We start from the raw sequence: 12,616 nt of genomic DNA, 5'->3' as shown, positions 1-12,616 counted from the left end.
TTTTCTTTTTTCTAGAGAATTAAACTATACAAAGTGGTGGGAAGTGGGGTAAAGTGGTGAAAAGGGGTGAAGGTATATGTTCATGGGCGAATTTCAGCACAGCATCGATGAAAAGGGTCGTATCATTGTGCCAGCTAAATTTCGCGAATCCCTTGGAACAACCTTCATTGTCACACGAGGCTTGGATCAATGCTTATTTGTATACCCTATGGAAGAATGGGTGGTGCTTGAGCAAAAGCTGAAAGCTTTGTCACTCATGAAGTCGGATGCCCGTGCTTTTAGTCGGTTCTTTTTCTCCGGTGCCGGAGAATGCGAGCTGGATAAGCAGGGCAGAATTAATTTGCCTAACAACCTTGTTGAATATGCCAAATTGGATAAAGATTGCGTCGTTATCGGTGTTTCCAATCGTGTTGAGATTTGGAGCAAGCCAATATGGGTAAACTATTTCCAGCAATCGAGCGAGTCCTTCAACGAAATAGCCGAAAAGCTTGTTGATTTTAACTTCGATCTCTAGCCATTGAAAACAAACCATGTTTACGAAGTTTTGCCAAGCAAAACTCAGTAACGCTTACGAAGTAAGTTTTGCTGCGCAAAACTCTGAGGAGGGTAACGATGTTTCATCATATTACTGTATTGAAGCAAGAAGCTGTAGAAGGATTGAATATTAAGCCAGATGGCATTTATGTGGATTGCACACTTGGCGGTGCTGGACATAGCTACGAAATTGCTTCCCGTTTAAGCAGCGAGGGATTATTGATCGCTTTTGACCAGGATGATGCAGCCTTGGATAATGCCAAAGAAAGACTTGCCCCCCTGATGGATAGGGTCAAGCTGGTGCGAAGTAATTTTCGTTTTTTGGAGGAACAGCTGAAGCTTGATCCTCGAGTTATGAAAAGCGGCCAGCCGCAGGTTGATGGGATTTTGTTTGATCTGGGCGTTTCATCTCCCCAACTCGATGAAGCAGAACGTGGCTTTAGCTACAACCATGATGCTGAGCTGGATATGAGAATGGACCGTACTGCGAAATTGACGGCAAGAGACATTGTTAATGAATGGCCAGAGCAGGAAATCATCCGTATTTTGTTTGAATACGGAGAAGAAAAATTTGCAAAGCGTATTGCCGGAAAGATTGTTGCGGCACGCTCCAAAGGTCCTATTGATTCGACGGGTCAACTTGTCGAGCTAATCAAGGAAGGTATCCCTGCAGCAGCAAGACGTAATGGACCTCATCCAGCGAAACGCAGCTTTCAGGCATTGCGTATAGCTGTCAACGATGAACTGGGAGTGTTTGAAGAAGCGTTGGAGCAATCGATTCGCTGCTTGGCGCCTGAAGGTAGAGTGGCAGTCATCACCTTCCATTCGCTGGAAGATCGAATTTGCAAACAAACCTTTGCCAAATATGTGGAGCGTTGTACATGTCCAGGTGATTTTCCGATATGTGTGTGCGGTACCAAGGGAATTGTGAAGCTTGTTAACCGTAAGCCTATAGAAGCTAGTGTTGAAGAATTGGATGAAAACTCCAGATCGCGTTCAGCCAAGCTAAGGATCGCTGAAAAACTGCATAGCTAGGGTTTAACAGGAAAAGCTGCTGCCCAAATTTACGTCGAATGGGCCTCGATAGAGGTTTTCTATATCAAATACTTACTTAGTGAAGGAGGAAATATCTCAATGCCTGCATACATACACGGAAGCTCGGCAACTAAACAACGTCCCGCCCAGAAGGAAAAGGTTACAGTTAAGGAAACCAAGAGAGTCGTTTACCGTAACAGATCGCTTCCGGTTCAGGAGAAGCTGCTCTATTTATTCACGGTACTGGTCTGCGTAGCGGTGGCCAGCCTGATTATTTGGCGCTATGCGCAAATCTATGAAATGAACACAAAGATTTTGAAGTTCGAGACCGACATTCAAAAGCTGCAGGCGGAGAATAGTGTGTTAAAGCATAAAGTGGAAGCTTTATCGAGTCCGGATCGTCTAAGAACTGAAGCTACCAAAGTTGGTTTGGTCCCACCTGAAGATAAACAGATCAGCAAAGTGTCCCTTAAAGAACCGAAAGCTCCATCTAATGCGACTGCAGTGAATCAAAAAACGACGGATATCGCCCCTTAATCATCTATGATAGGAATGGGAGAGAGGAGTCGAAATGACAAAAAAAGTAAAGCTCAGATCATTACTCATTGGAGGGTTGTTTACCCTCTTTTTTGTTGCAATAGTAGGCAGACTTTATTGGGTTCAGGTTGTGCAGGGTGCAGGTTTACTGACATCAGCGCAAGAGAGATGGGCCAAGGAGGATGTGCTTCGCCCTGTCAGAGGAGCGATTGTCGATCGCAATGACAAGGTGCTTGCCGAGGATTCGCCTGCTTATACGATTGCATTGAATCCAATTATAATTCAAAAATATCAATTGGAGCAGAGTGTCGTTAAAGGCTTGGCAGGATTGTTAAAAACATCGGATGATCCAGCAACCATAATGGCTTTAGAGGAAAAAATTCGGACGCTGCTCAATAAAAAAAAGATAGATGAAAAGACACAACAGACGACACTGATGACACAAGTAGAAATTCGCAATGAGGGCTGGAAAATTGATACGGAGGTTGCCGAGCAGGTAAAAACCTTCATTGATACGCTCAAAAGTCAGGCAAATGTTAAAAATGTTGGCATCTATCTGCAAAAGGAACAAAAACGGTTTTATCCAGGTGGCAAGCTTGCTTCTCATGTGCTTGGTTATACGGATAAAGAGGGTAAAGCTTTAACAGGATTGGAGTCTCGCTTTGACAGCTTTCTTAAAGGTATTCCCGGAAACAGGAGCTATGAGAAGGATCGAACCGGAGTCGAACTTCCCGATGCCAAGGTTAATTACCAGCCTGCCGTAGATGGTAGCAACGTTAGACTCACCATTGACAAAAACATTCAGTTCTACATTGAAAGCGCGCTCGAGAAGGTGAATGCCAAGTATCGTCCTAAAAGCTTGACGGCAATAGCCGTTGATCCGCAAACGATGGAAGTTTTGGGGATGGCGAGTACTCCTGATTTTAATCCCAACAAGTACTGGGACAACAAAAACCAAAGTGATTTTATTAATAATACAGTTGCATCCCAATACGAGCCAGGCTCGACCTTCAAGATTGTCACGTTGGCTGCAGCCGTTGAGGAAAACTTGTTCTTTCCCGAAGATAAGTATCAGTCGGGGGCTATTCAAGTGCCAGGGCGGGTTCTACATGACCATAATATTGTCGGATGGGGCCCAATTTCATATCTGGATGGATTAAAGCGCTCAAGTAATGTCGCTTTTGTTAAGCTTGGCTATGAGAAGCTCGGTAAGGACAAGCTTGAGAAATATATCAAAGATTTTGGCTTTGGAGCTAAAACTGGGATTGATCTTCCAGGGGAGGTTCCTGGTATCGTAGCGATGAAATATCCTTCTGATTATGCAACGGCTACTTATGGTCAAGGACGTCTGACGACAACTGCGATACAACAAACATCGGCGTATGCAGCGATTGCCAATGGCGGTAAGCTGATGGTACCGCATGTCGTTAAAGACATCGTGAACCCGAAGACCAAGGAAGTCATTCAGACCTTCGAACCAACAGTGATTCGGCAGGTTGTATCCGAGCGAACAGCCAAGCAGGTAAGTGAATATTTGGAGCAGGTCGTTAGCGATCAGGCTATCGGAACAGGGCGTAATGCTTACATCGAGGGGTATCGAGTCGCAGGAAAAACGGGAACAGCCAATAAGGTTGAACCTGGAGGTAAAGGCTACGCGGATGGCAAGTGGGTTGTATCCTTTATAGGGTATGCGCCTGTGGAAAACCCAAAAATTCTTGTAACGATTATTGCTGATGAACCGGATCTCGGAGGCGATTATCATCGGGGCAGTGAGGTCGCGCCTCCGGCCTTTAAAGAAATTGTGTCGCAAACACTGCGTTATATGGGCGTACCTTCCAATACCCAGCAAATGAAAACAGCGGAGAAGGAAGAAGATATGCTGATGCCCGATCTATCTGGCCAAACCGTTGAGAAATCTAAAAATTTGATGAATAAATTCGGTGTAATCGTCGAAAGCATTGGAAAAGGCAGTAAAGTTATCGCCCAATCACCGGCAGTCGGGACCGATATCAGCTCTGCTCAACGAATTTATGTGGTGCTGCAAGAAGGCGGTGATCTGCCAATTCCAGATTTGACAGGCAAATCATTAAGGGATGCTCTGGAAGTATGCACATTCATTAAAGTGAAATGTCAATCCGTAGGTGAAGGCTATGTTGCTTCTCAAACTTTATCTGGTGATAGTGATGCCAGACAGCTTGTTTTGCAGCTTAAGCCATACAGCGAACTGCTGCAGGGCCCGTCTTCTGATACCGATGCTCCTTCTGCACCCGCTGCTACTACGCCAGCAAAGACGGATAAGAAGGTAACAACTGTCAAACCTAATAACCCCGTCAAAGCGGCAGAATCGACCAAGGTCAATGAAGCTTCTACTAAAAAAAACGACCCTCCAGCGAGGTAGGCTTGTTCTAACTACTGTTTGTCCTGAATAATCTGGATATGAAGCAGTCCCAGATTTATTTCAGGAGGGGAACGGGCAGTCATGAAAGCAACTCAAACAACGGTTCGTCGTCGACTTTTTGTCGCACTTATTATTGGTACTTTTTTGTTCGTCGCTTTGATCATAAGGCTTGGTTTTGTTCAAATATGGTTAGGACCGGAGTTATCTGGAAAAGCAGAGGATTCTTGGCGCCGGAATATTCCTTTTGCTGCCAAACGTGGCGAGATTCTTGACCGTAACGGGATACAGCTTGCCTATAATATCAGTTCACCAACGGTAATGGCCATTCCTGCACAAATCAAAGACGCCAAGTCTGCAGCAGCCCAGCTTGCTTCTACGCTTCAGTTGAACGAGGAGACGCTGCTTAAACAGATTACGCAAAGACAATTAATCGTACGTATCCAACCGGGTGGACGGAAGATTACACAGGAGAAAGCTCAGGAAATCCGTTCTCTGAATCTCCCGGGTATCGTGGTTGCAGAAGACAATAAACGATACTATCCTTTTGGACAGCTTGCCGCACATATTCTTGGGTTTACAGGTATTGATAATCAAGGTTTAACGGGCATAGAATTAAAATATGATAAGCCTTTGACCGGATTAGGTGGCAGCATATCATTTTTGGCTGATGCAGCAGGCAGACAAATGCCGAATTCAACAGACGCTTATGTGAAACCGCGTGATGGGATGAATCTGCAATTGACCGTGGACAGTCATATTCAATCGGTACTGGAGCGCGAGCTGGATCAGGCCATGGTCAAATACCAAGCGGAGCATGCAATTGCTATCGTGATGGATCCGAATAACGGTGAAATTCTCGCGATGGGGGGAAGACCTGGTTATGATCCCGGCAGCTTTCGTGAATTTCCCAAAGAGAGCTACGACCGCAACCTGCCCATCTGGATGACTTATGAGCCTGGCTCGACTTTCAAAATTATTACATTGGCAGCTGCTTTAGAAGAGAAAAAGGTTAATTTGAATGAATCTTTTTATGATCCTGGCTACATTGAGGTTGCCGGTGCGAGGTTGCGATGCTGGAAGCGGGGCGGTCACGGAAGCGAGACCTTTTTGCAGGTTGTCGAAAACTCATGCAATCCGGGCTTTGTTGTAATGGGCCAGCGGCTTGGTAAGGAGAAGCTGTTCGATTATATTTCGAAGTTTGGCTTCGGTACGAAAACCGGGATTGATCTCGGTGGCGAAGAGAATGGAATTATGTTCAAAATGTCACGTGTGGGCCCGGTAGAATTAGCTACAACAGCATTTGGTCAAGGCGTGTCGGTAACTCCAATTCAACAGATTACAGCGGTTTCGGCTGCTATTAATGGAGGGAAGCTTTTCAAGCCATTTGTTGCGAGAGGCTGGTACCAGCCGGGCAGCAGTCAAATGATCGATCAGGTACAACCAGAGCTGGTCAGGCAGGTTATATCGGAAGCAACCTCCAAGCAGGTTAGAGAAACATTGGAAAGCGTGGTTGCAAACGGAACTGGGCGTAACGCATTTATTGAAGGCTATCGGGTAGGCGGAAAAACCGGAACAGCGCAAAAAGTCATCAATGGTCGTTATTCCGCAACCGATCATATCGTTTCTTTTATAGGGTTTGCACCTGCAGACGATCCCAAAATTGTTGTTTATGCCGCTGTGGATAATCCGCAAGGTCTTCAGTTCGGAGGCTTGATAGCAGCACCTATTGTCAAAAGTATTATGGAGGATACTCTTCGTTATATGCAAGTACCTGAGCGAAAGGACCAACTGGAGCGAAAATATGTGTATGGTGATACCCGTTTAGTTGAGGTTCCGAATGTAATTGGTATGAGCGTCACGGATATATACGAAAACTTGAATTCAAATTTCCTGCTTGCCAAATCCGGGGTTGGCTCCTATGTGGTCAATCAGGTTCCGAAGGCAGGCGCCAAGCTGGAGCAAGGCTCTACGATCCGCATTTATTTATCGGAAACTGCTCCTCCTCCTCAAGAAAGTAATTAAATAACGACAATTTAAAAAAGAGGCTTTTCAGCAGCACTTTTTTTGTCCATAATAGATACCATGTGTAAAAAATGGAGGGAAGCTCATGCAGCTGAACGAACTGGCTTCGCAGCTTGCGGTTAGCCGTATTGACGGTGATGAAGAAACGGTATTCAGCGGCTTACAAATGGATTCCCGGCGGGTACAGCCGGGTGATTTATTTTTCTGCATTCGAGGTTTAGTTGATGATGGACATCTTTTTGCAGCCAAGGCCGCTCAGCAAGGAGCGGTTGCTTTGGTTGTGGAGCATGATGTCGATGTCGACATCCCTAAGCTGATTGTTAAGGATTCACGTTACGCTATGGCATTAATCGCCAATCATTTTTATGGATATCCAAGCCGCAATATGAAAGCAATCGGTATAACAGGCACAAATGGTAAAACTACCACTACCTATCTGTTGGAAAGAATCTTGAGCAGTCAGGGACATTCGACTGGACTCATGAGCAATATCGAAGTGAAAATAGGTGATAGGACGATACCGAATAATGGAACGAATACACAGGAGTCCTTGAATCTGCAGCGTATTATGGCTGAGATGCAGGCAGTGGGTACGGAGTTCTGCATCATGGAGGTGACTTCCCAAGGCCTGGATTTGGGAAGGGTGAAGGGTACCAGCTTTCGAACTGCCATATTCACGAATTTAACCCAGGACCACCTGGACTACCACGGATCCATGGAAAACTATAAGGCCTCCAAAGGGTTGTTATTCTCGGGTCTTGGGAATGCATATTCAGCAGCTCCGGAAGGGCAGCGCTATGCGGTACTTAACGCCGATGATTCGGCAAGTGAGGATTTCGTCAAGCTGACTGCTGCTCAGGTTATAACCTATGGGATCAAGCAGAACGCGGATGTACGGGCAGAAGCCATTGAAATTACTTCCAAAGGGACTCATTTCCGTTGTACGACATTTCGCGGAACTGCGGATTTGCATACTCCACTTGTTGGTGAATTCAATGTGTATAATTGTTTGGCTGCTATAACAGCAGCGCTGCTGGAAGGTATTTCCTTGGAAGCGATCAAGCAGAGTCTGGAATCCATAGCTGTAATTGAAGGGCGAATGGAGGTTGTTGACGAGGGGCAGGACTTTTTGGTTCTTGTTGATTACGCCCATACACCGGATGGCTTGGAAAATGCATTATCTACCATCTCCCAATTCGTAGAAGGTCAGATTCATTGCGTCTTCGGCTGTGGCGGTGATCGTGATCGTCTTAAACGACCTGTTATGGGTAAGGTTGCTGCCCGGTACAGCGATTATCTATATGTGACCTCCGATAACCCGCGTAAGGAAGATCCGCAAAGTATTTTGCTGGATATTGTACCAGGGCTTCTGGAGGTTGATTTTCCAGGGGAACGTTATCAGCTTATTGCTGACCGCAGAGCTGCTATTAATCTGGCGATTGCCAACGCTGTTCGAGGTGATGTTGTATTGATCGCGGGCAAAGGTCATGAAACTTATCAGGATATTAACGGGATCAAGCATGATTTTGATGATCGCCTGGTTGCCAAAGAAGCGATAAGGGGAGGACGCCATGATTAAACGAACTTACTCCCAGATCGCAGCGATGTGCGAAGGTATTGCTCGCAGCGACATCAGTATATCTGATATGCAGATTAGCGGGGTTTCCAAAGATACCCGTACTATTCAGTTGGGCAATCTCTATGTGCCATTAATAGGTGAGTCTTTCGATGGACATCGATTTGTTGAAGAGGCTATGAGCCAAGGGGCGGTTGCATCGTTATGGCAAAATGATCACGGGCATCCTCCAGCTGGCGTTCCATTAATTTTTGTTGACGATACATTGGCAGCTCTGCAAACACTGGCTAAATCCTATCTCTCGCAGCTGAATGTGAGGGTTGTGGGGATTACTGGTAGTAATGGCAAGACAACGACAAAGGATATGACTGCGGCTGTTTTGGCAACTACGTATAAGGTGCACAAAACGATTGGCAATTATAACAATCATATCGGATTACCTTTCACCCTTCTGCAACTGGAGGAGGATACCGACATCATTGTGCTCGAAATGGGGATGAGCAACCGTGGAGAAATCCAGTTCTTGTCTGAGCTAGCCGAACCGGAAATTGCTATTATTACAAACATCGGTGAAGCTCATCTGCTGCAACTGGGTACGCGGGAAGAAATCGCGAGAGCGAAGACGGAAATTGTAGCAGGCCTGCAGACAGGTGGCACGTTGATTTACAATGGCGATGATCCGCTGATCGATGCGGTTTTACCTGAATGGGAGTATCGTCGTGGCGGGGAGCAAGGACTTGATTTCAACACGGTCACCTTTGGAACTCGACCAGAAAATGATTTCATACCTGAGCGAGTTCATATGGATGCGACAGGAACTCATTTTCAGTTAAGTGGTTTAGACGTCGATTTTTTCATTCCTGTGTTGGGCTCTCACAATGTGGTTAATGCGCTTGCTACGATAGCGGTAGGCATGTATTTTGATATTCCGCCAGCTGTTATTGCTGAAGGCTTAAGAGCAAGTGTCATGACGGGAATGCGTATCGAGCTTACGAAAACTCCGTTGGGACTGACGGTTTTGAATGATGCTTACAATGCAAGCCCGTCTTCGATGAAGGCCGCTCTACATTTACTGCATGAGCTTCAGGGCTACACTCATAAAATCGTTGTATTGGGCGATATGCTGGAGCTCGGTGAGCGAGAGATTGAATTTCATCGGGAAATAGGCCAAATGCTTGATCCCAACAAAATTGATCGAGTTTTTACGTATGGAGCATTGAGTAAGTATGTAGCGGAGCAAGCTGCCCTTGTCTATGAAACCGAAGGTGTAACACATTTTGAGGATAAAAGCCAGCTCGCACTGGCAATCGCAAACTACGCTACACCGAACGATGTCGTGCTTGTAAAGGGGTCAAGGGGTATGAAGCTGGAACAAATCGTGGATTATTTAACCCTCCCAAAGGTGTAACCCTCCCAAACCCTCCCTTGTAGGGAGGGCCCCAAAGGGCTTGGCCCTCTGGACTCCCTGGATGGTATGCGAACTGTTGTGTTCTCGGAGCGCTTTTCGTCCCTGCGGGACACGCTTGGGCTGGAGTGTAGGGTTCGATCGCATATTAAAAGGGCTTAAAAACTACTTCACAATCATTAGATAGGTGTAGAGACTTTCGTTTTTACGGAATACGCTTTACATTGGTTAATAAACATAGTAATCTTCTTAAGGCGCATATGAACAATGATTCCCACAGCTAAGAGCTTTCTGAACAAGGTTAACTCCAATAGTTAAGCGTGTCCCGAAGGGACGAAAGCGATCTGAATTCAGCAAAGTCTGCCAATATCGTATATCCAATTCCCAAGTCAAGCGTGTTCCATAGGAACAAAGCGGCCCGAGAACAGAGCAGTCTGCATACGACACAGGGAGTCCAGAGGGCAGCGCCCTTTGGAGCCCTCCCATAGGGAGGGTTTGGGAGGGGAATCCCCCTTTGCGGCAGCAAAAAATGAGAGTCCAAAGAGCGCAGCTCTTTGAATTTAAGTGAGTCCAAAGAGCGCAGCTCTATGAATTTAAGTAAAAAGGTGTCCAGAGGGCAAAGCCCTATGGAGCCCTCCACACGGAGGGTGGGAAGGAGTAATGGTTGTGGATTTTAATGTGGTCATGATTACATTGGGGGCATCTTTTTTACTTGCCGTCATTTTGGGGCCATTATGCATACCTTTATTAAAGAGGCTGAAATTTGGTCAGCAAATTCGGACGGATGGTCCTCAGGGGCATCTGAAAAAAGCCGGAACACCGACAATGGGCGGCATTATTATTTTGCTCGCGCTTTCGTTAGCGGTATTGCGTTTTGCTGATACTAGCACGGAGATGATCATCCTGCTGGTAGCCACATTGGGGTATGGTTTGGTTGGATTTATGGATGATTATATAAAAATTATTTTGAAGCGTTCGTTGGGACTCACTGCAAGACAAAAGCTGCTTGGACAGTTGATTGTATCCGTAATTGTCTGTATCCTGCTTTACAAGCTGGGCTTCAGCACGGATGTCCGGATTCCATTTCTTCATTATACAATCTCCATGGGCTGGTTGTATTTTCCATTCGTGGCGGTGATGATGCTTGGAACATCCAATGCCGTGAATTTCACCGACGGTCTTGATGGGCTGCTAGCAGGAACCAGCGCTGTGGCATTTGGTGCATATGCCATTATAGCTATGAACAGTACACTGCCGGATGTGGCGATTTTTTGCGCTGCAATGGTTGGAGCGGTTCTGGGCTTCCTCGTATTCAATACACATCCTGCCAAAGTATTCATGGGGGATTCAGGATCACTGGGTATCGGTGGTGGGTTAGCACTTGTGGCTGTATTGACAAAATCGGAGATTTTGTTGATAGTGGTCGGCGGCGTATTTGTAGTTGAGGTGCTGTCCGTTATTATTCAAGTCGTTTCCTTTAAAACAAGGGGAAAACGCGTATTCAAAATGAGTCCGATCCATCATCATTTTGAATTGGTTGGCTGGTCAGAGTGGCGGGTAGTCGTTACATTTTGGACAGTTGGCATTGTATTGGCAGCAATTGGACTTTATATAAATGAGGTGTTATAGCAATGAAGCATCCGCAGGCATATCGTAATCAGCAGGTAGTAGTTCTTGGCTTGGCGCTTAGCGGCGTTGCCGTTGCCAAGCTGTTTCATGAGCTTGGCGCTATTGTGACTGTCAATGATAAAAAAGAGCGTGACCAGTGCCCTGAGGCCGATGAATTAACGGCTCTGGGTATTTCTGTTATTTGCGGAGGTCATCCGGAGTCTTTAATCCATAAAGATGTGAGTCTGATTGTCAAAAATCCGGGTATTCCCTATAAAATAGAACTAATAAAAAAGGCGGAACAGCTTGGTATTGAGATTGTTACAGAGGTTGAGGTGGCTTATCAGGTATGTACGGCCCCAATGATTTGTATAACAGGCTCTAACGGTAAAACGACAACTACGACGTGGATCGGTCTTATGCTGGAGAAAGCCGGCTTGAAGCCGATTGTAGCAGGCAATATTGGGCGTGCTTTGACTGAAGCAGCTCTTGAGGCCGAGCCGGACAATCATATGGTCGTAGAGCTAAGCAGCTTTCAGCTGAAGGGTACACAGGATTTTCATCCGAAGATCGCTTGTTTATTAAATGTATACGAAACGCACCTTGACTATCATGGCTCGATAGAAGATTATATCGCATCCAAAGCCAAGCTTTTCGCTAATCAGACTGCAGAGGATACAGCCATATTGAATTGGGATGATCCGATTTGCTGTCGATTGGCTTCTGAGGTGAAAGCATCGGTACTATTCTTTTCTCTGAAAGAGCAATTGGAATACGGTGTCTATGTACAAGAGGACGCTGCAGTAGAGCAAGTAGAATCCCGGCTGCAATCAGAAGCGGCGGGGTCAGGGGACAAGCAGGTGGTTTATCGTGATCGTAATGGATTCGTTCATCCGATCATCGCGGTGAAGGATATTGGCATTCGGGAAAGTTTTAACATTGAAAATGCTCTTGCTGCCGCATGTGCTGCTTTAACACTCGATGTACCGTATGCTGTCATTGCAGAAGAGCTTAAAAATTTTCGTGGCGTAGAGCATCGTTTGGAGCATGTGGCCACGCACAATGAGGTGCTTTTTTATAACAATTCCAAAGCAACGAATGCTACAGCTACGATCAAGACGATTGAATCCTTTGAGCAGGATGTTATTTTAATAGCTGGCGGGTTGGACCGGGGCTCTGATTATATGGAGCTGCTTCAGATTTTCAAGGAACGGGTAAAGGGATTAGTCGCTATCGGAGAGACAAAGTATAAAATTGTGGAAATTGCCAAGCTGGCAGGCATGAGTCGGATCAAAATAGTCGATACTGGCAAGCAAGCGCAGGATGCTATAACGGAAGCGGTTCATGAGGCAGCAGCCATGGCGAAGCCTGGTGATGTTGTGCTGCTATCACCTGCGTGCGCCAGCTGGGATATGTTTGCCTCCTATGAAGAGCGAGGAAGCATGTTTAAGCAGTCTGTGCATACCCTGTAAAGTAGGGTGGTATACAAGCCTACCCTACC

The 12,616-nt window shown here is 46.0% G+C and carries 9 protein-coding genes; all 9 read left to right on the top strand.

All coding sequences use genetic code 11. The annotated features are described in order from the left end of the window. Nucleotides 1-76: 76 nt before the first annotated feature. Complete coding sequence (gene mraZ, locus LRL21_RS00630; protein WP_240413825.1) at nucleotides 77-514, top strand: division/cell wall cluster transcriptional repressor MraZ; 438 nt, start codon at nucleotides 77-79, stop codon at nucleotides 512-514. A 98-nt stretch (nucleotides 515-612) separates the two neighbouring features. Continuing rightward, nucleotides 613-1,569, top strand: coding sequence for a 16S rRNA (cytosine(1402)-N(4))-methyltransferase RsmH (gene rsmH / locus LRL21_RS00625; protein ID WP_240413824.1), 957 nt, complete (start codon nucleotides 613-615; stop codon nucleotides 1,567-1,569). Between the two features lie 99 nt (nucleotides 1,570-1,668). After that, a complete protein-coding gene (gene ftsL, locus LRL21_RS00620) occupies nucleotides 1,669-2,106 on the top strand; it encodes a cell division protein FtsL (RefSeq protein WP_240413823.1) in 438 nt (145 codons plus the stop codon). A 34-nt stretch (nucleotides 2,107-2,140) separates the two neighbouring features. Further along, complete coding sequence (locus LRL21_RS00615; RefSeq protein WP_240413822.1) at nucleotides 2,141-4,504, top strand: penicillin-binding transpeptidase domain-containing protein; 2,364 nt, start codon at nucleotides 2,141-2,143, stop codon at nucleotides 4,502-4,504. 81 nt (nucleotides 4,505-4,585) lie between these two features. Then, nucleotides 4,586-6,526 carry a stage V sporulation protein D gene (locus tag LRL21_RS00610; protein WP_240413821.1) on the top strand — a complete coding sequence of 647 codons (1,941 nt, stop codon included), beginning with the start codon at nucleotides 4,586-4,588 and terminating at the stop codon, nucleotides 6,524-6,526. 85 nt (nucleotides 6,527-6,611) lie between these two features. Then, nucleotides 6,612-8,105 carry a UDP-N-acetylmuramoyl-L-alanyl-D-glutamate--2,6-diaminopimelate ligase gene (locus LRL21_RS00605; RefSeq protein ID WP_240413820.1) on the top strand — a complete coding sequence of 498 codons (1,494 nt, stop codon included), beginning with the start codon at nucleotides 6,612-6,614 and terminating at the stop codon, nucleotides 8,103-8,105. Continuing rightward, nucleotides 8,098-9,510, top strand: coding sequence for a UDP-N-acetylmuramoyl-tripeptide--D-alanyl-D-alanine ligase (locus LRL21_RS00600; protein ID WP_240413819.1), 1,413 nt, complete (start codon nucleotides 8,098-8,100; stop codon nucleotides 9,508-9,510). The genes LRL21_RS00605 and LRL21_RS00600 overlap by 8 nt, the downstream gene beginning before the upstream one ends. 663 nt (nucleotides 9,511-10,173) lie before the next feature. Continuing rightward, the gene (gene mraY, locus LRL21_RS00595; protein WP_240413818.1) at nucleotides 10,174-11,136 is read left to right on the top strand and encodes a phospho-N-acetylmuramoyl-pentapeptide-transferase; all 963 of its coding nucleotides are present in this window, start codon (nucleotides 10,174-10,176) and stop codon (nucleotides 11,134-11,136) included. A gap of 2 nt (nucleotides 11,137-11,138) precedes the next feature. After that, entirely contained in the window at nucleotides 11,139-12,587 is a 1,449-nt protein-coding gene (gene murD / locus LRL21_RS00590; RefSeq protein ID WP_240413817.1) for a UDP-N-acetylmuramoyl-L-alanine--D-glutamate ligase, read from the top strand. Nucleotides 12,588-12,616: the final 29 nt, after the last annotated feature.

The sequence above is a fragment of the Paenibacillus periandrae genome (assembly GCF_022458865.1).
GTDB classification, from domain to species: Bacteria; Bacillota; Bacilli; order Paenibacillales; family NBRC-103111; genus Paenibacillus_S; species Paenibacillus_S periandrae.
The sequence above is the reverse complement of the archived record's forward strand: the minus strand, read 5'-3'. Positions and strand labels throughout refer to the sequence as shown.